The organism is Yersinia aleksiciae, assembly GCF_001047675.1.
Classification (GTDB): Bacteria; Pseudomonadota; Gammaproteobacteria; order Enterobacterales; family Enterobacteriaceae; genus Yersinia; species Yersinia aleksiciae.
Genome location: NZ_CP011975.1, coordinates 3,845,449 through 3,864,610, shown reverse-complemented (window position 1 = coordinate 3,864,610; position 19,162 = coordinate 3,845,449). Strand labels below are relative to the sequence as shown.

Below are 19,162 nucleotides of genomic sequence, written 5' to 3'. Positions count from 1 at the left end.
CTGGAAGGAGTGTAGACTTATGGTCAATATATCAAGTGAGAAAAGAATTAAGCACTTGGAAATAATATTAAAGATAAGTGAGCGCTGTAATATTAATTGCGACTATTGCTACGTATACAATAAAGGTAACACCATCGCGGATAACAGTCCCGCTAGAATTTCCAACAAAAATATTCTTCAGTTAGTCGGTTTTTTACAACGAGCCTGTCGGGAGTATAGCATTGGCACCCTCCAAATTGATCTTCATGGTGGAGAGCCGCTGTTAATGAAGAAAGAGAATTTCGCCAGCATGTGCGAGCTATTAATGATGGCTGACTATTGTGGTTCGAATATTAATTTGGCCCTACAAACTAACGGCACTCTTGTTGATGACGAATGGATATCTTTGTTCGAAAAATATTCTATACACGTCAGTATTTCGATCGATGGCCCCAAACATATTAATGATCGCCATCGGCTAGACACCAAAGGGCGCAGTACCTACGAAGGGACTGTTCGTGGCCTACGAAGACTTCAACATGCCCATCAACAGGGTCGACTTCGGGCTGCCCCCGGTATTTTATGTGTGGCGAACCCGCAGGCAAGTGGTACTGAAATCTATCGACACTTCGTTGATGATCTGGGGGTTTATGGTTTTGACCTTCTGATACCCGACGACGCTTACAGTGATGACCACGTTGACCCCATCAGCATGGGCCGCTTTCTCAACGAGGCGTTGGATGAGTGGGTGAAGGATGATAACCCTAAGATTTTTGTCCGCCTATTTCAGACACACATTGCGACTCTACTCGGTGCCAAGGTTGGCGTCTTGGGTCATACCCCCGAAGTCACCGGTGCCTATGCCTGCACTGTTGGTTCAGATGGTTTTATTCGCGTGGATGATACTTTACGCGCCACATCAGACCGAATTTTCGATCCCATTGGTCATGTTTCTGACATCAGCCTTTCTGAGGTATTGGATAGCCCTCAATTCCAAGAGTACACCTTAATCGGGCAATCACTCCCCACCGAATGTGAAAACTGTATTTGGGCAAAGGTCTGTGCCGGTGGCCGCATCATGAATCGTTTTTCCCCCGAGGATCGCTTCAACCGCAAATCTGTTTATTGCTATTCCATGAGAAGTTTTCTTAGCCGTGCATCCGCTCACCTACTCAATATGGGCATCAAGGAAGAGCGCATTATGGCGGCAATTAGCCAATAGATTGTTAGCCAACAGCTTTGGCTAAACGGTGTAGGAGCACCCATAAATTGGTCAATATACATCCTATTTTCAGGCAAGAAGCGATAGAGCATCGATCCCATTATTGGTTAGGCAGCCCACAAGTGATGACACCAGTGGGAGCCTCCCTTTGGGCAATGGTCGCGCTGGTACTGATTGTCAGCTTGATCACTTTCATGGTGATGGGGACTTACACTCAGAGAGCTCGTCTGACTGGCACCGTGGTTCACCAACCTGCGGTGGCGCGGATTATTGCTTCCCATGATGGCGTTATTGTCAGTAGCGTTGCGGAGGAAGGAAAAGCCGTTCGTGCGGGCGAGGTGATTTTTATCCTGAATAGGGAGACGCAAACAGAGTATGGCGCGACCAGCCATGAAATTACAGTGGCGCTAAAAGCTCAGAAAACGGCGATAGAACGGGAGATCGCCCTAACGTCTGAGGCATCAGAAACTGAGCGCAACTTTCTGCTTCAGCGCTTGAAAAATAGGGATGCAGAGCAGCAAAAAATGGATGATTTGATTGCTAAATCTACTCAGCAAACTGCATGGCTACTGGAAAAAACCGAACATTTCAAAACGTTAGTTCGTCAAGGGATAGCCCTTGAGACTGAACATATGGCGCGGCGCTCTGAGTATTATAGTGCCGCAGTCCAGCTTAAAGCCCACCAGCGGCAAAGGGTTAAGTTACAAGGCGAGATCCTCGATATTGAGGCCAGGCTCGCAGCGCTCAACAGTGCCGTTGAAGCCTCATTAGAGAGACTGCATCGACAAGCTGCACAGTTAGATCACGATTTAGTCGCGACGGAAGTGCAGCGGGAGCTGCATATCACCGCGCCGATAGAGGGCATATTAACCGGCTTTATCGGGCTTACTGGCAACACTATTCAGGCGGGGCAAGAGTTAGCCACTGTGGTTCCCACCTCAGGGCGGTCCGAGGTGGAAGTTTTTGCCCCTTCTGACGCCATTGGCGAGTTACGAGAAGGCCAGACGGTAAGATTGCGCTTCGACGCCTATCCGTACCAATGGTTTGGGCAATACGACGGCGTTGTCACCTCCGTTTCCGCCGCCACTGTTTCCGCCGCCGACAGGGGGGTAAGCGCAAGTGGAGAGCGGACTTATCAATCTCCGCGCAGGTATTTTCAAATACGCATCACCCCCAAAAATAATGCGGTGCTTATGGCGGGGAAAACCTACCCTCTGCGCCCCGGAATCGGGGTTGAAACCGATATTTTCATCAGAAAACGCCCGCTCTATGAATGGTTACTTTGGCCCCTCAACAACAGCCGCAACAAGGTGCAAAGTGAGTCAGGAGGGGCGGCATGATTTTGGCGATGAAAGGCTACTTTGCAGCCCTGCGACAGCGCCTGCCGGTGGTGATGCAAACAGAAGCTACGGAGTGCGGGCTGGCATGTATGGCGATGATTGCCAGCTATCATGGCCTTAACATCGATCTTCAGGCACTGCGTAAACACTATCAAGTGTCGCTGAAGGGGATGACGTTACGAGATCTTATCGTACTGGCAGACCGACTCTCATTAGGGGCACGTCCAGTGCGCGCTGATTTAGATGCCGTCCGTCAGCTTAAAACCCCCTGCATTTTGCACTGGTCATTCAACCATTTTGTGGTACTGAAGAAATTTTCTCGTCACGGGGCGATTATCCATGACCCGGCCAAAGGCGAGAGACGAATCACTCTGACTCAGCTATCTCAACACTTTACTGGTGTCGCACTGGAGATCTGGCCGAATCCGCATTTTCAGCGACGCACTGAAAAGCAAGTCATCCGACTGCTGGATATGTTCAAAAACGTGTCTGGGTTACCACGGGCGATAGCCCATGTCTTGGTGCTCTCATTTTGTATTGAGCTGCTGACGATGGCAGCGCCGATGGCGGCGCAATTCACGATTGATATGGCCTTACAATCCGGTGATATCGATTTAGTTTCACTTATAGTGTGGGGGATGATTGCTCTATTGCTCTTTAGAGCCTTGCTCAGTCTGGTTCGTTCTTGGACTGTCATGTCCGTGAAGTACTCGTTGGGTATTCAATGGAGTGCTGGGCTTTTTAGCCATTTGATCCGATTGCCCGTTTCCTACTTCGAAAAACGCCATGTGGGTGATGTGACCTCGCGCTTTAACTCGCTGTCGGTGGTGCAAGATGCTTTTACGGCGGAGATGGTCGCGTCACTGCTGGATATCGTGATGGTGATTGGATTGATCTTCTTAATGTGGATCTACAATGGCTACCTCGCGGCAGCGGTTATCTCAATATCCTGTTTGTATGTCGCCCTACAGCTATTTCTTTTTCCCGCCTACCGCTCCGCCAACCTTGAAGCTATTGCTCATGAGGCGAAACAACACTCGCATTTTCTTGAAACGGTGCGAGGCATCACTTGCGTTAAAATCTTTGATTTATCAGAGCGGCGGCGCTCCGATTGGCTCAATTTGGTGATTGATGAGGCCAATGCAAAAATCTACCTGTTTAAAATAGATCTGGCGACTCAGACTATGGGCCTGCTGTTAATCGGACTCTCTTGCGCAATGATATTGTGGTTGGGCGCAAGGCTGATTGATGACGGTACCATGACCACCGGTATGCTGTTCGCGTTTTTGATTTACTCGGACATGTACATTACGCGAACCCTCCGCGTGGTTGACTCGATCATCAAACTCCGCCTGATCGATATGCACAGCGAACGCCTCTCAGAAGTCGCTCTAGCCACACCTGAACCTGATGAAGGTGAAGCTGATTGGGTTATCCCCAGCAGCGTCGCGGGCAGTATCGAGGTAAAAGAGCTGTGCTATCGCTATGGTGACGGCGAACCCGCCATATTTGAAAATGTTTCGCTCTCCATCAAGGCGGGAGAAAGCCTCGCTATCATCGGGCCATCGGGTTGTGGTAAATCGACACTGCTTAAAACAATGGGGGGGTTAGCCCCGCAAGAACGCGGTGCCATCTTATTGGATGGCGTAGATGTGCGCCGATTGGGCCTCAGCGTCTATCGCAAACATATCGCCTATGTCTTGCAAGAAGATCGGCTCTTTGCCGGATCTTTGCTGGATAACATCAGCTCATTTGATATTCATCCAGATACCGAATGGGTATTTGAGTGCGCTCGACTTTCTTCAATTCATTCTGAGATTGAAGCCATGCCAATGAAGTATGAAACCAGGGTCGGTGATATGGGCAGCGCCCTATCCGGTGGGCAACGGCAACGTATTTCTCTGGCCCGCGCCTTGTACAAACGCCCACGAATACTCTTTCTCGACGAAGCGACCAGTGATCTGGATATCGATAATGAAGCCCGAATTAATGATGCGATCCGCGCGCTGAAAATCACCCGAATTTTTGTTGCCCACCGCCCAACCATGATAGCCATGGCGGACCGGGTATTTGACCTCAGCACCCACGCTGAAATGAAAATGGATAAGGAAAATCCTCATGTTCCCTTTATTAAATAAAATCATAATGTTACTCAAAAATCACATTACAGCTATCACCTGCGCCCTCTTATCCTGCGTCATCTCGCTGGCTACCCTTAATGCTCACGGGGCAGAAAAAGTTATGCATATGCCTTTTGAGTGGGATGAGGCGTCGATACCCTTGGTTAATGTTGACATCAACGGCATGCGCCAAGCATTTTCAATCGATACGGGTTCCGGCACCGCGCTGCATTTAACCAACGAGTTTATGTCTCAACTCCCCGGATTGGTACTCGACTCAGGAAAACATCGCACTATCGATCTGGCGGGAAAAGTCTCTTTTAATGATAAATTTCACATCCCACTGCTTCTCATCAATGGCATGACATTTAAGGACGTTAAAGGGGTTTCCTTCGCCCCTTGGGGGCTGAATATCACCCCCGATAGCACTATCCCAGAGTCGATGGTCATTGGCTTGAGCTTATTCAAAGAAAAAGCGTTGTTGATTGATTACAAAAGTCAGCGCCTCTCTGTTGCTGATAGCGCTCTCGCTTTAGGTATCAATATGGCTGATGGTTGGCTCTCATTACCCCTACGGCTCACACAAGAAGGGATTGAAATTAAAGTCACTCACGATGAAAAACAGTACAACATGGTTTTGGATACCGGGGCCACCATCTCAGTTTTTTGGCGAGAGCGGTTGAAATCACCTGTTACTGATATCCCTTGCGGCGCCGTGCTGGCAGAAGTGCGTATTGATGGAGACATTGACGATTGCGTGGCTTCGGCGTTTCAGCTTGGCGAAATGGGCACCGAGGGCATAAAACTGAATGCGATATTATTAGACGGCGCATTCAAGCAGATGGATGCCGATGGATTAATCGGTAATAACTTCCTCGCTAAATTCGCCGTCGTCATCGACTTCCCCGCTCAACGGCTGCTGGTAAAGCCGTTTTAAGGCCTGGAAAAACCATAAAAAAAGGGAGGCATAAGCCTCCATTTTCGCCCTAATAAAAACAAGTAGTTACAGTAATATCAGTAAGTTAGATGCCTGCAACTGCGTGCTCAAAATGGCTATAGCGTGGGTGGTTTGGGCAGAATGTGGACATCCTAAAACGCGTTATCATACCGATTTACCGGTCATTAAGTTTTTCCTGCGAGTCCCCCCACAAATCGAAAATCCTATGTGCCAATGCCATATTCTCTTCCGCCACAGTTTTCTTTATTGTTGTGTCAAGTTTATAGTCGGCCTTATTCCTCGCATTCCTTAACTGCTTCATACAACGTGAAAGTTCTTTTAATGTTTCTTCTTCGTACTGCTCATTTTGGAAACACTGCTCACTAGCAAGATACTGAATCAGTGCTACATGATGACTAGAACGAGTTGCGGGCATTTTTACGACTTGTGACAAGCTCTTATGGTACGTAGAGTAATATGCACGCGAGATCGCGTTACGGTAGCCTACTTCATTATTGAATTTGAAATTAGCAATAGCTGAAAGTAGGAAGTCGTTGTTATTAAGCGCCATGAATATATCTCCAGTTAGACATACCACCCTCGGAGAAACAAGGTGTGACTTCGCAAGTATCAAGTTCTTTTATTTTTATCATCCGTTTTATTAATTCATCATTTAAATTTGAAAGAGTTTTGAAATCATCATTATCTAAAGAAATCCCAATTTCATAACTAGCGCCTTCTCCTTCATAATAAAAAAGTTCAACGTAGCGGAGTGGGTAGTGATACTTATCTAATATATCTAATGTTAAATCAGAGACCATTTTAAACTGTTCTGGCGTGCAATATCCTGATTTATAGACGCGAGATAAAGAATCAAGTTGTTGAGATATTGAATATTCTGCACGTTCTTTATTTTTATTTTCTGGCAACATAGATAAAAACTCCCTCGCTTTTCTTGCTGAGTTCGCAATGTCACCAATTATATAATAATACTCCATACTCATCCAGGAGAACCAAATGTCTTTAAATGAATCGGAGTAGTTTAAAGTCAAATTTATCAGTTCTCTATTTCTACCTAAGATTCTAAGTAAAGAACCATATGCTTTTAGTGTAACTAACTCAGTAAAAGGCGAGAATGATTCGAACCAGTTAATAGCATCATCATTATTTCCCATCACTGCATGAGCGTATCCTATTGCACATATAGCAGTACTACTTTTATCGTTATTTAAATCCTTTATAATTTTCTTGTATTCGAATTCTGACAGTTTTCCACCATTAGTTAAGCTGTCTTGCAATGCGTTAAAATACTCTTCCGATTTCAATTTAGGTTGTATCACAACTTGGTTCTCCAAAAAGTAATGATGCCTGCTCCGGAGAGCATTACACACTCATTTATATGAGTGGATATACTTCTGATGATCACAAGGTTACCAATTTTGACTTCTCGTCTAGTCTTCATTCTATAACCTCTATATGTTTCTTATTAATGGATTAAAACGAACCGCATCTTCCAGATAGTCAGGCGCAAAGTGCGCATAAGTCATTGTTTGTAGAATATTTGAATGCCCTAAAATCTTCTGGAGCGCCAGAATGTTGCCGCCATTCATCATAAAATGGCTGGCAAACGTATGGCGTAAAACGTGCACGGCTTGCCCTGCGGGTAGGCCCGGAGCAACTTCTTTGACGCAGGTTCTTACATAGGGATAATTTAAAGACTTAAACAACGGGCCTGTTTTAATTCCATCGGTTAATTGCACGCATAATTCATGCGATATAGGGACTGTTCTATTTTTACTATTTTTCGTATCGAGGTAAATCACCTTATTACCGATAACTTCATCCCTACGAAGCTTGGCGACTTCTCCCCATCTGGCTCCTGTCGCTAGACATAACTTCACAGCCTTCAGATGATCCCCCTCTAATCGACTGAGCAAAGTCCTGATTTCATCATTTGTTAGAAAGCCCATTTCCTGAGCAGGCAACTTGATTTTTTTCATTGCCTTCAGTGGATGTTCACTATGGTAATGTCCCAATTCAATAAGAACGGAAAATACACCACCTAACATTTCCTGATCGAGGTTAACGGTTTTTGCTTTTTTGCCTTCAGCCAGCCGTAATGCGCGATAGTCAGAGAAGAATGTGCGTGTGATTTGGCTCGCTTTTGGATGGCCCATTTTTGCGGCCATAACGCGTAATTTATGCGCCCGCTTTACCCCATCTTTCATATTCTGGCCGTGATGTTTCCACCATAGTTCGATTAGGTCTAGCAACGGTCTTTGATCTGCGGGTTTATCTACCCAATCTTTATTATTCTGTGTAGAAATAACCCAGCGTTCATATTGCTGCGCTTCAGCTTTGGTTTTGAATTTCCTACGAACACGCTTCCCTTCACGACCCTGTGGCCGCACATCGACCATATAGCCTTCAGCGCCAAGTGACTTAATACTCATCGAAGAAGTTCCTTTCGTAGCAAATCCCGCCTTTACCCCAAAAATTCTTTATTTTGTAGGCAATTAACCAACCTTCTGGCCTTTTTGGTTCGCAGATGTGCTTTCTGGCCCATTAGGGGAGAGATCAGGGGAGATTTGGCCTATTTCTGGCGCGACATCCCCTGTCATTAGCCACATTGTGTATTTCTTGAATTGGGGATGTGTGGTGATTTTCATCAGAGTCCCACCACCCGGTTCTAACAAACCAGTTTCATATTTCTTAACGGTACTAATTGATATCCCTGTCGCCTCGCAAAATTGAACTTGGCTTAGTTGCTCAACTTTGCGGATAGCTTTTACTTTTTCACCCAGATCACTTGACATGGTTCACTCCAATGAACTATCTTCTGAATGGTTCACTTTAATGAACCTAATTTTACGTTAAACTGCGTGATTATAGAGGGTAGCACTTATGCCAAAGAAACAGAATAGAAGCGTGAATACGTCAATTATCAGGGAGTTGCCGCCTGATTATCCCTTTGGCAACAAGCTATCCGAGTCGATCGCTGACTATGCAAAGCGCCAAGGTATCAATCAAGACACAATTCGCACTCAGGCTGATACAGGACGTTTACCTATCATCCAGCAAAAGAAAGGCGCAAAACGTGAAGTGAATCTGTATGCGATTTACTTAAACGCCCGTTATAAAGCCGAGCGCTATGTGGAGATGATGAATTGATTAGCCCATTGCAACTATCTGCTGCTGCGCGCCAATTGGTTTATAGCCCATGTCATGCGCTGGTGAAAGTCAGCGAACACACCTGCGTTTATCGTGGATTTTCTATTACCCGCCTGAAGCGGAACAAAATAAATTTGATTACTCGCTACCAAGTGAGCCAAGGCGATCAGTCGTACGGCAAGTTTGATGCTCAGGCACAGGCAACAGCTTATGTTGATCAACTGCATCAGATGAGGAATGTGTCATGACTCAAGTCCAGCAGTGCCCATCCCTCGCCGCTTTATTGGTGAACGGCCAGCAAGTCACACATTACCGTCACCAACGCGGATGGTTAGAAACACCAGACGGTCGGCACTTCCAACCGAAAGCTAGCGAAGTGCAGTTTATCCCAGGACTGAGAACACCTTATATGGCGAAACCCAGAGCACCACGTCGCTGGTTTTCCCGCCTTATGGGGATATTCGCTTAACTCATCTTTGCCGGAGGTATTGCTATGCAAAAGTCTGCAAGAGCAATTGAACTCACAGCGGAGCAAATAAAAATCGGCCTTATTCAAACGGCCAACGTCCGGCTAATGCTTAACAAAGCATTAAGGAGAACAAACAGAGTTGCCGCATTTTTATCAGGTGTGTCATTTCGCCACAGAGGATTGATCTACTTCACTGCTGGACTGCACCGGGATAAGCATAAATTGAAGTTTCACGAATTAGATAAATCAGACCGATTAGGGGTGATTAAGGCCATGAGAGAATTATCCGAATTAACGGCCTCATTTCCTAAAGAACTACCCGATGCTGACGCTGTAATCAATCAAGACCAGTAATTAACCACCCGAAAGCCACAGGCGTTTTATATCGCGCCGGGATTCTTATTGTCTGAAAACAAGGAATAGCAAAATGATGAATCGCAGACTTGCCGCAATATCCACTTCAACTGAAGCCATGCACCAATATTTAAATAGCGCCCGAATGGAGGAACGAAAAGCCTTTGCGCTTAATTTGTCAGAAAAGTTAACGGCCCTTTCAGATCATATTTCCCAACGTGACCTTAACAGCATTGAAGCTATTGAATTAATTCGCCAAGTTGCTGACAACCTCAAAGCCATTTCTGGGGGCCAACACTGATGCCTGATTTAATCGATCTCGTCCAAGAACGGCAAGAGATGGTATTAGCCGCTCAGATCGCCAATGCTCGCAGTAAGCCAACTGCACCATCTGCTTTTATCTGTGAATCCTGCGAGGCTGCAATTCCAGAGCAACGGCGCGTTACCGTGCCGGGAGTGGTTTTTTGTGTTACTTGCCAGCAAATACATGAAGAGAAAAAGAAACACTATCGGGGTGCTTTATGAATCGCTCCCCATTGAAATGGGCCGGTTCAAAGGCTCGTATCATGCCAACCTTGCGCCAACACTTACCAACAGGTAAACGACTGATAGAGCCGTTCGCTGGCTCCTGTTCTGTCATGTTAAATACGGATTATGATAAATATCTGATAACGGATATCAATGATGATCTGATTAACTTCTATGAAGTCGCCAAAAGAGAAACGAGCGACTTAATCAATGTGGCTTCCGCACTGTTTCTTACGGCTAACTCCCCCGAACAGTATTATATTTTCCGCAAAATATTTAATGCGCGAAACCGCGATGATATATCCAGAGCAGCAATCTTCCTTTATCTAAATCGTCACTGTTTTAATGGTATTTGTCGCTATAACCAACAAGGGCAATTTAACGTCCCCTATGGCAAGTACAAAGCGCCCTATTTCCCCGAAGCCGAGATCCGTTTCTTTGCTGAAAAAGCCAAGAAAGTGACCTTCTTATGTTGCGATTTTACCGAAGCGCTGGATATGGCTGTTGCAGGCGATGTGATTTATTGCGATCCACCTTATATCCCAGTATCCCGTACCGCTGATTTTACGAGTTATCACACCGACGGTTTCAGCGCTGATCAGCAATTTCGGTTAGCTCGCCTACTGGCAAGAGCGGCTGAAAATGGTTGTCATGTTGTTGCGTCCAATAGCGATAACCCTATCACCCGCGATCTCTATAGCTGTTTCACCCTCCACTCAATTACGGCTCCGCGCTCTATAAGTTGTAAGGGGGATGGTAGAAAAAGCACTGGGGAAATCATCGCTACTCTTAGGCACAATTGAATGGCTAACCATTCTCGCGGTCGTAGCGCCCCAACCCCGTCTGAACCTTACCCCGGTAACACTGAAACGTTTACCGGGGCTTACTCATGGAATGCGCCACGACCAGCGATTACGACTGCTGCCGGTGAGAAACCGATCAGCGAGGATTTATTCAGGCGCTTTGCTCAAATCAATGAACCCATTCCGCGTGCGCGTCGTGTTATGCGCCGCCTTGAGTCGCTGCCTCACTATATCCGCCGTTACTACACCCAACGAGTGGAGAACATCAAACAAAACAATGGAGCCAAACGAGCCAATAGCTATTTAATTAACTCAATCGAAAAGTATCTATTGCCGCGTATCGACTGTGTAACGGAACAATATCAGATTGATATCCAATCCCATGTATTGCTTCCATTTTACGATGATTTTCGCCGTATTCCGTACTATGGCAAGCGTGAGATAAAACGATTGGCCTATCGCCTGTCAGATTGTATGGCTGGCGAGTTTATCCGCGAATACGATCATCAAATGGGATTGCCTGACGGTGATATAGAAACCGCGATTGTATCCGGTTATGGCTATATAGGTTTTCTTTCTCGTCAGCTAAATACCTGTGCGCCGGGTTGGGGACTATACGAAAACCGAACGATGACAGCCGACGAAGCATTGCGCGCAACTGCACGTATTGAGTCCCCTTCATGGTGGTTGCGCCGTCTGAAGCATATCCATGATCAGTGGCGTGAACACCTGATGATTGCGGCGGGTTATGTTCACGCCAAATCAGCACCCTATTGCAGTGATCCCACCCTCAAAGAATGGCAAGCACAGAAGAAATCTAACCGTGAATTTCTGCAGGCGTTTGAACTAGAAGATGAAGACGGAAACCGGATTTCGCTGGTTGATAAATACAACGGTAGCGTAGCCAATCCCGCGATCCGCCGTTGCGAATTAATGACCAGAATGCGTGGGTTTGAAGATATCGCTGAACAAGAAAATTTAGCCGGTGATTTCTACACCTTAACCGCGCCCTCGAAATACCATTCAATGTACAACAGTGGCAAACGCAATCATAAGTGGCGCGGTGCCAGTCCGCGGCAAACGCAGAAGTATTTATGTCGTATCTGGTCACAAGTTCGCGCAGCTTGGAAACGCGCCGATATCCGGGTATTCGGTTTTCGTGTGGTAGAACCTCACCATGACGAAACACCCCACTGGCATATGCTGCTGTTCATGTTGCCCGCTGATATCGAATTGGCACGCGACATTTTTTGCACCTATGCCCGTTGGGAAGACTCGGAAGAACTGCAATCACAAGATGCGCTTAAAGCCCGTTTTCATGTCGTTCCCATTGATAAAGAACTGGGTAGCGCCACCGGCTACATTGCCAAATATATATCAAAGAATATCGACGGTTACGCGCTTGATGATGAGCTGGACGACGAAAGCGGCAAACCTCTGAAGGAAACGGCCAAGCGGGTCAGTGCTTGGGCTTCTCGTTGGCGTATTCGTCAGTTTCAGCAAATTGGCGGCGCGCCTGTCACGGTATACCGTGAATTACGCCGTCTGCGGGATAAGGAGCTGTATTTATTCCCAGAGATATCACCAGCTCAGGTTGCCGCCGATGAGGGTAACTGGGCGGGTTACACCCTCGCACAAGGCGGCCCGCTAGTCGCCCGTAAAGATTTGCGCGTAAGGCTCAATTACGATATCACCGAGAATGGCAACGATTACGGGGATAACGTCAGCCGGATCACTGGCGTTTTTGCCCCTGAATCGGGTTCTAATTCAATTATCTATACCCGCACCACCACTTACAAAATTGTCCCTAAAATCAAAGCTGACGCGGATTTTTCTGTTGACGTTCAGGGCGGCCCGCCGCCCCTTGGAGTTCTGTCAATAACTGTACGCGGTAGCGATCCTCAACCGGAAAAATCGGTTGAAAGCACTCCGCCAAGCGCAGAATTTAGTTATCCAATATTACCCAAGAACGCCACAGCCAAGCAGATAAAACGCTATCACCAGCAAACTAGCCAGCTTTTTGAGGATATGAGGCGTAAAGAACAGCGAGAACTAGCCGAACGTATCCACAATGAAGGGAATCAAGGTAGAAAAGCGCCTGATAGTAGCCAGGTGAAAAAAGCAGACGTAGCGGCTCAGTATCAGCCTGTTGGCGAATTAGCGGATCAGGTGCTGAGTTTCCTGCGAAAAATTGGCATAGAGCCGGAGCCGTGGGAATTGCGGGCGTTTGTAATGGGGGGGAAGGTGGATTTTGGGGAAGGAATTATCCTAGATAGATGTTAGAGAATATTAAATATTTTCAGTAAATACTCATTGTAACGAAATAGTAAAAGAATAAAGAATAAAGAATAAAGAATAAAGAATAAAGAATAAAGAATAAAGAATAAAGAATAAAGAATAAAGAATAAAGAATAAAGAATAAAGAATAAAGAATAAAGAATAAAGAATAATTATTTTACGTTAGGAAAAAGTTAGAATTATATATTTCTATGTACATCAAGCATCCTAGATAACATTTTTGTATTGAATCTAGACACATCATCAACTCTGATTTTTTTCACTTCAGTTTGGTGATTATCGACATCATTATCTAATTCATCACAAATTTGATCTAAGCTATCTATACTGGCTTGCATATTTGGAAAACAGTTAAGCATACTGAAAGTATCACGTAACTCCCCCATTTTCATCAATACAACATCCTCGTATTGTCTTGCAAATTCAGTTATATCCAACTCGAAACTTGCTTTTAACTCATTACAAAAATCAAACATTAACCCATTGATTTTTGGGAAAATAACCTCACGCAACCAAAAACCTTCGTTTATGGCATCTTTTTTTTGCTTACGATGCAGTAACCAAGGAACTAACACTGATGATAGTAACGCCAGTACTGATATACCTATAGCCCAATAGTCCGTTTTACCATCTGGAATTTTGATAATATTATATATTTCTCCATCGCCAATGAGATAATGCTCATTGGCATATTTATTCGTGTCTTTCGATAAATACTTTGGCGAAAATGAGCTATCAATTTCTTTATATATTATTAGTGGATTTTTCTCAATTGAATTTGTGTATACATATTCATTTAAGTTCATTGTTTTATTGGGTAGAAAGTTCTCATCTCGAGTGGATATTTGTTTTCCACTAGTTGCAAATGTAACTTTGCCTGACAATGCTATATAAAAAATGACAGTGATAACTGTCAATCTTGAAAAAACTAAATAATTAGAATAGTGGTGCATTTTTCCGGAGTCCTCTTTTAACAGCTCTGTCGAATTCTGCTAACATACCTTCTTTATAATCTTTACCATCAAGTAAAGTAATCTTATAGAAATCAGAAGGTTTAGAAAACTTAGGAAGAATATTTTCGAGCATACCTAAAAAATATGAACTTGAAACCACTATGTCATTAGGTATAAAAATAGAAATACGATCACTGCTTCCTGTATTAAATTCATTTAACTTAAAATAATCGTATGCCTGCTGACCATTAGCTCTACCAGCAAAAAGCTTCTTCGCTGAACCTAAAACTAACTTATTGAAATCTATTGTAATATTAGACATTTTCATTATTCCTATTCCTATTCCTATTCCTTAAATTTGTGTCTTCTTCTGAAGAGGAAAACGAATATTAACCATTACGCCAGGGAAATAGGCATTTTTCATCTCATTAAGATAAGCTCGATCTGGTGCACTTGCAAGGCTCTCACTATTAAATGGATATGAGAAAGTCTCACTCTCTTCATCCTCTTCCACTTTACAAATCAGTGGGTAACGGCCATCAAAAGAGATATGAGTTCTCCCTGAAATCAATGACATTCGCGGTTTTTCCACTTCTACTCCCCTGATTCTTCTTATGTTATCATGCATATCTTGGAAAAACTTTAATAACTCAATTGTCCCAGTACCAGAGCTATCTGAAACGGTAACATTTTTACAACTAACTCGTCCCTGCAAGGCAGCTACAGTTATTAATCCCTCTTCAAACATTCCTTTTTTGTTTAAGTGACGATTTACATATGGTTCTACCTGTTTTTTTAATGAATAGTGCACATCTGGTAAATTTTTAAATGTTTCCGCGATTGTTGTACCGAAATTTATAATTGCTAGCTCACAAACTGGTTGACGTGCATTATTATTTACATACCCCCTTACGAACCAGCGTGGGCGCTGTATAAGACCACAATGTCTTTCAGCATTATCTAATAACTCACCCATGCACGAAGTAAGATGTTTTTCCGCCGCTTCTTTTAACACTAAGCTATGGTCATTCAAACATTCGTTTATATATGCAGTAAACTTTTCTGCGGTTATATTTTTCCGATCCTGAGCAAAGGCTGATGGATCCTCTTTACCTATTGAGTCTACCTTAAATATTCTTTGTTTAGGGTTTTCATTTTTTTTAGTAAAATCCTTTACGATCCCTGGATTAGCTTCATCCATTTCTTTAACAATGCCAATACTCTTAATTATTTCACGATGCGATTCTCTTTTGGGATAAATACCATTAACAGTAACATTACTATCAAAGTTAATGTTTGACTGTCTAGCTTCGGTAACAACCATACCTAATAAACACTCAGCCCCTAAACAATTATACTTCGCTGATGTATAGTCAATCGTAACAGACTTGCGCTCCCCCCTACATATTGACTTACTCGCAGAGTGTATAAATAAAAGTGATTCTTCGGGATTATCATAAAAACTAAAGTTACGTGGAACTCTGATTTTTTCTTTAGCAAAAAATTGCTTAGAAACACCTTTTTTTAATGAGATTTTTTCGATAAACGTAACTATAGGGTTTTGCACAATACATGTTTCATCTTTAATTATTACATTCGAGTTACTTCCTCCATAGCTACATCTGCCCTTTCTACGAAGCACTACATAAAGATGCTGATTCCAAGCGCGGAGAAATGCTTCTTTTCCTGATTTTTTTAGCTTTCTCATTTTGCCCCTATGATAATTTACTTGCTATCTTTCTCGCCATACTGATAACTAGCTACAAAGTGATTTTAATCATATAACTAGAGTTCAATGTACACTATTTTGGATTGAAAGATTTGCACAAAAATGAACAAATTTCTAGTTTTCTTAAATTCTCTTTCAGCCCAGAACTGGCGCGGTCTGCGGCCACTTGCACAGATGCACAAAAAACACCCCTTTTTGCGTGCAGGCGTGGAGGGGAGACAATCGCGCGCTGAAGGGTCTAGGGGAGGTCGAGCACCTCCGGCTGACTCGCCGCTTGTGGGTCATGGTGATGTGCTTTTGGGTGATGGGGGTCGTGTTCGGATACGTCAGGCTTGCGCCTCGCTAAGGGGCGCACAGCGCGTTACAGCGTGATCGGAATATCGCACGGGTTGCAATGTGCGCCCGTGCAGATGTGAATGAAAATTATTGAATGAATCCGTTAGGCAGGCTTAAGCCTCGGCCAGTGCGTAGGGGTTGAACTGGAATACATCAACACCGATCCAATCATTCAGGGCTTTGAGATCTTCCATGATGGGGTACAGCTCGTTGATGGCGAACACCTTCGCGGCCTTCTCCACATCCCCAAAACCGCTGGTATTGGTCGGCATGATCCCCATCAGCTGTGGCGGTACGCGGTGCGCGGCCAGTAAATCATCACGAGTCACGTTCTTGATGCCATTAAACTCATCCTTGGCGGTTATTTCACTGAAGGGCATGATTTGCAGGCCGTCTTTCTTCCCGCCTGCCGCGTACACAAATACGTTCTTGAATGCTCCCTTCCCTCTGGCATCGGTCAGGGTGCGTTTTAGTGCCTGCACATCGGTATCGTTCTGCATGGCATCAGACAGATAAACAATCACCCCGGCATGACTGCCGTTAATATAATACTTGCGCCGGAACAGCGTAGCGTCCTCATTGAGCAACGCCGACGGGATGGCCGCCAGATACCCCGGCAAGCCGTAAATTTCCTGATGGATATCCGGCTCGGCCAGATGGAACACCGATCCAGCCGCAAAGGCGTAGTCCTCTTTCTCGTAGGTCACAAACCAATACTGATCCAAATCGCTCCCGCGCCGCATGTACTTGGCCGGGACATGCTTCAGTGCCAGCGGGCCGCCCAAGCGATTCTTGCGCAGTTCAAGATAGGCATTACCGAACACCAGAAAATCCTGCACGAATGCCCCGGCATCAGCACGGGACAATAACGGGTGCGGCCGGTAGCAACTCATCAATACCCGGCGTTTAAAATTAAGCGGTGATTGGTGGTGAATGGCTGAGTGAAAAATACGCGCCAGCCCATAGAAGCTGATCGGCGTCTCATACCAGTCACCATTGCGGGCGCACTCCATGCAATCCAATAAGTCGCGCTGATCCAATACCGGCGTCGGGTCGCCAAAAGTGAACGATTCCATTGTCGAGATGGGCTGCTGGGTTGGCGGTGCATCAGCGGGTGTTGCGGGTAAAATAGTCTTCATTTCCACGGTTAAAACTCCTGTACAAAGCCGCCGCCGGTGCTGCCGGTTTCTGCGCCAATCGGTTCATTTTGCAATGCGTGCATGATGGCCCACGCCACGTCGCCGTGGCTGGCCCCTTTGGAACGGTCAGACACATAGGTCGTCATTCCGCCCGGTGTCACTGATTTACGGATAGTCATAAAGGATTGAGCGATAACACTTAGCCCAGCGTCATACTCAAAACGGCCTCGACGCATCACCATCTGCGCCTTGAGGACCAAAGCAGACTTCACGCTGATGCTGTAGACAAATTTCACGGCGGTCGGGAAGAATTTCAGTACCAGCGAATGCACCGCGCCGCCAATGCCGGTGCCGTCAATACCGATAAACTGCACGTTATAGCGCTGGGTCATTTTCCTGATCTCCTCCGCCTGAAGTTCAAACGGCATCCCGCGCAACTGAATAGCTTCCAGCACGCGGAACTTACCCCCTTCCACCTGTGGCGGCGCAATTGCCACCAGTCCGGCACTGTCGCCCCCTTCACCTTCCCCGTTGGGGTCGTAGCCAATCCACACCGGCGTATTGCCCAGCGGTCGTGGCGAATAGGGCCGCCAGTCGTCCCACACGCCCGCATTCCAGCCATCCACGCCGCAGTTAATCAACTCACTGTAAGAGAATGGCCGCTCGCCATTGGTGATGGGCTGGCACATGTACAGGTTGTTGAATTCATCCGGGGATTTCTTGGCGATTAGGTCGTCAATATCGATACGGTCAAAACCCAACCCCGCAGCGTCTTTCACTGTCACGATCTGCTTCCACTGCATATCCGCGCAAATCTTGCCGTTTTTCAGGTTCTTGTGGGTGATATCAATGTTGACGCGGTCAGCCTTTTTGCGGCCGTCGTTGAACAGCTCGCCCGACCAGAAACGATAGGCTTCGTGTTCCTCACTGGAGATGGTAGAGAAATAGGTTTCTATCAGCCCGCTCTGTGTTGCCATCCCAGCGGCCACGCTGCGCAGATTGATAAAATTACTCGTCCAAAAATATTCATCGAAATACAGGTTGCCGGTATACGATTGCGCCGACGCCGCCGAGGTGCCAAGGAAATGCAGCTCGGCACCGTTGGACAGCATAATCGGATCGCCTTTCAACTCGACGCCCACCTCGGCGGCAAACTTGATAATAAAGCGCTTAAACTGATGCGCCTGAGCGCGAGAGGCGGACAGGAATATCTGATTACGGCCGGTTTCCAATGCATCGATCAGCGCTTCGCGGGAAAAATACCAAGTTGCCCCAATCTGGCGCGACTTGAGGATATTGCGGATAGTGATCGCCAGACTTTTGGCTTTATACCAACGCTTTTGGTGCTCATAAAGCCCATCGTAAAACCGCGCTCTCAACTGCGCGATCTGTTCATCACTGAAATGATTTTTCGGCAGTTTCTTACGACCCTCGCCACCCTCATTATTCAGCTGGCGGTCAAAGCGCACCAGTTGGCGCGCCAGCAAATCAATCTCTTTAAAATCCCGCCCGCTTTTCTCGGTTTTATCAATCAGTTGGTTATAACGGGCCTCAGTGGTAAAGCGCACCCGGTCAAGGGGCGCGGTTTTGTCCCAGTTCTCACGCTTGCGCCGGGAGTACAGCGTATGCACGTTGAAACCGGTCAGTTTGGCGATATGGGATATCTGGTATCCCTGCCAGTAAAGACTACGGGCATCGCGTGCAGAATCGGGGGCTAATTTGTTCATGAGGCTAGGCTATCGCGCCCGCGTGACTGTCGGCGAGGCGATAAAGTTGTAGCAGGT

General features: G+C 45.8%; 21 protein-coding genes. 12 read left to right on the top strand and 9 right to left on the bottom strand.

The window, feature by feature from the left end:
• The first annotated feature begins 19 nt into the window (after positions 1–19).
• The 4 genes from xyeB to ACZ76_RS17305 are packed head-to-tail and all read left to right on the top strand — an operon-like array spanning position 20 to position 5,598.
• Complete coding sequence (gene xyeB / locus ACZ76_RS17320) at positions 20–1,201, top strand: cyclophane-forming radical SAM/SPASM peptide maturase XyeB (RefSeq protein WP_048620023.1); 1,182 nt, start codon at positions 20–22, stop codon at positions 1,199–1,201.
• A 47-nt stretch (positions 1,202–1,248) separates the two neighbouring features.
• Positions 1,249–2,541 carry an HlyD family secretion protein gene (locus ACZ76_RS17315; RefSeq protein WP_048620022.1) on the top strand — a complete coding sequence of 431 codons (1,293 nt, stop codon included), beginning with the start codon at positions 1,249–1,251 and terminating at the stop codon, positions 2,539–2,541.
• The gene (locus ACZ76_RS17310; RefSeq protein WP_048620021.1) at positions 2,538–4,679 is read left to right on the top strand and encodes a peptidase domain-containing ABC transporter; all 2,142 of its coding nucleotides are present in this window, start codon (positions 2,538–2,540) and stop codon (positions 4,677–4,679) included. Before ACZ76_RS17315 ends, ACZ76_RS17310 begins: the two co-directional genes overlap by 4 nt.
• 1 nt (position 4,680) lies before the next feature.
• On the top strand, positions 4,681–5,598 hold the full coding sequence (locus tag ACZ76_RS17305) for a pepsin/retropepsin-like aspartic protease family protein (protein ID WP_374700769.1): 918 nt from the start codon (positions 4,681–4,683) through the stop codon (positions 5,596–5,598).
• Between the two features lie 175 nt (positions 5,599–5,773).
• Here the strand turns inward: ACZ76_RS17305 and ACZ76_RS17300 are convergent, their stop codons facing one another.
• The 4 genes from ACZ76_RS17300 to ACZ76_RS17285 all read right to left on the bottom strand — a co-directional run bounded on the left by ACZ76_RS17300 (position 5,774) and on the right by ACZ76_RS17285 (position 8,414).
• The gene (locus ACZ76_RS17300) at positions 5,774–6,169 is read right to left on the bottom strand and encodes a hypothetical protein (protein WP_048620020.1); all 396 of its coding nucleotides are present in this window, start codon (positions 6,167–6,169) and stop codon (positions 5,774–5,776) included.
• Entirely contained in the window at positions 6,159–6,938 is a 780-nt protein-coding gene (locus ACZ76_RS17295) for a hypothetical protein (RefSeq protein WP_048620019.1), read from the bottom strand. Before ACZ76_RS17295 ends, ACZ76_RS17300 begins: the two co-directional genes overlap by 11 nt.
• A gap of 132 nt (positions 6,939–7,070) precedes the next feature.
• A complete protein-coding gene (locus ACZ76_RS17290; protein ID WP_048620018.1) occupies positions 7,071–8,051 on the bottom strand; it encodes a phage integrase in 981 nt (326 codons plus the stop codon).
• Between the two features lie 63 nt (positions 8,052–8,114).
• A complete protein-coding gene (locus tag ACZ76_RS17285) occupies positions 8,115–8,414 on the bottom strand; it encodes a helix-turn-helix domain-containing protein (protein ID WP_048620017.1) in 300 nt (99 codons plus the stop codon).
• 88 nt (positions 8,415–8,502) lie between these two features.
• Here ACZ76_RS17285 and ACZ76_RS17280 point away from each other — a divergent pair, with 88 nt between their 5' ends.
• The 8 genes from ACZ76_RS17280 to ACZ76_RS17245 all read left to right on the top strand — a co-directional run bounded on the left by ACZ76_RS17280 (position 8,503) and on the right by ACZ76_RS17245 (position 13,206).
• The gene (locus tag ACZ76_RS17280; RefSeq protein ID WP_048620016.1) at positions 8,503–8,769 is read left to right on the top strand and encodes a hypothetical protein; all 267 of its coding nucleotides are present in this window, start codon (positions 8,503–8,505) and stop codon (positions 8,767–8,769) included.
• Positions 8,766–9,017 carry a hypothetical protein gene (locus ACZ76_RS17275; RefSeq protein ID WP_315852471.1) on the top strand — a complete coding sequence of 84 codons (252 nt, stop codon included), beginning with the start codon at positions 8,766–8,768 and terminating at the stop codon, positions 9,015–9,017. Before ACZ76_RS17280 ends, ACZ76_RS17275 begins: the two co-directional genes overlap by 4 nt.
• Positions 9,014–9,238: a phage filamentation protein Fil family protein gene (locus ACZ76_RS17270; RefSeq protein WP_048620015.1), complete on the top strand. Its 225-nt coding sequence runs from the start codon at positions 9,014–9,016 to the stop codon at positions 9,236–9,238. The genes ACZ76_RS17275 and ACZ76_RS17270 overlap by 4 nt, the downstream gene beginning before the upstream one ends.
• A 24-nt stretch (positions 9,239–9,262) precedes the next feature.
• Positions 9,263–9,592 carry a DUF5347 family protein gene (locus ACZ76_RS17265; RefSeq protein ID WP_048620014.1) on the top strand — a complete coding sequence of 110 codons (330 nt, stop codon included), beginning with the start codon at positions 9,263–9,265 and terminating at the stop codon, positions 9,590–9,592.
• 73 nt (positions 9,593–9,665) lie between these two features.
• Complete coding sequence (locus ACZ76_RS17260) at positions 9,666–9,893, top strand: DUF2732 family protein (protein ID WP_048620013.1); 228 nt, start codon at positions 9,666–9,668, stop codon at positions 9,891–9,893.
• Positions 9,893–10,117: a TraR/DksA family transcriptional regulator gene (locus ACZ76_RS17255; RefSeq protein WP_048620012.1), complete on the top strand. Its 225-nt coding sequence runs from the start codon at positions 9,893–9,895 to the stop codon at positions 10,115–10,117. The genes ACZ76_RS17260 and ACZ76_RS17255 overlap by 1 nt, the downstream gene beginning before the upstream one ends.
• Entirely contained in the window at positions 10,114–10,923 is an 810-nt protein-coding gene (locus tag ACZ76_RS17250) for a Dam family site-specific DNA-(adenine-N6)-methyltransferase (protein WP_048620011.1), read from the top strand. Before ACZ76_RS17255 ends, ACZ76_RS17250 begins: the two co-directional genes overlap by 4 nt.
• Entirely contained in the window at positions 10,924–13,206 is a 2,283-nt protein-coding gene (locus ACZ76_RS17245; RefSeq protein ID WP_053082184.1) for a replication endonuclease, read from the top strand.
• A gap of 194 nt (positions 13,207–13,400) precedes the next feature.
• Here ACZ76_RS17245 and ACZ76_RS17240 read toward each other — a convergent pair whose 3' ends face one another.
• The 5 genes from ACZ76_RS17240 to ACZ76_RS17220 form a co-directional block, all read right to left on the bottom strand.
• A complete protein-coding gene (locus ACZ76_RS17240) occupies positions 13,401–14,174 on the bottom strand; it encodes a hypothetical protein (protein WP_048620010.1) in 774 nt (257 codons plus the stop codon).
• Complete coding sequence (locus tag ACZ76_RS17235) at positions 14,158–14,496, bottom strand: hypothetical protein (protein WP_144413930.1); 339 nt, start codon at positions 14,494–14,496, stop codon at positions 14,158–14,160. The genes ACZ76_RS17240 and ACZ76_RS17235 overlap by 17 nt, the downstream gene beginning before the upstream one ends.
• A 30-nt stretch (positions 14,497–14,526) precedes the next feature.
• On the bottom strand, positions 14,527–15,882 hold the full coding sequence (locus ACZ76_RS17230) for a hypothetical protein (protein WP_048620008.1): 1,356 nt from the start codon (positions 15,880–15,882) through the stop codon (positions 14,527–14,529).
• Between the two features lie 470 nt (positions 15,883–16,352).
• The gene (locus ACZ76_RS17225) at positions 16,353–17,378 is read right to left on the bottom strand and encodes a phage portal protein (protein ID WP_048620349.1); all 1,026 of its coding nucleotides are present in this window, start codon (positions 17,376–17,378) and stop codon (positions 16,353–16,355) included.
• Between the two features lie 8 nt (positions 17,379–17,386).
• Positions 17,387–19,105: a terminase large subunit domain-containing protein gene (locus ACZ76_RS17220; protein ID WP_048620007.1), complete on the bottom strand. Its 1,719-nt coding sequence runs from the start codon at positions 19,103–19,105 to the stop codon at positions 17,387–17,389.
• Positions 19,106–19,162: the final 57 nt, after the last annotated feature.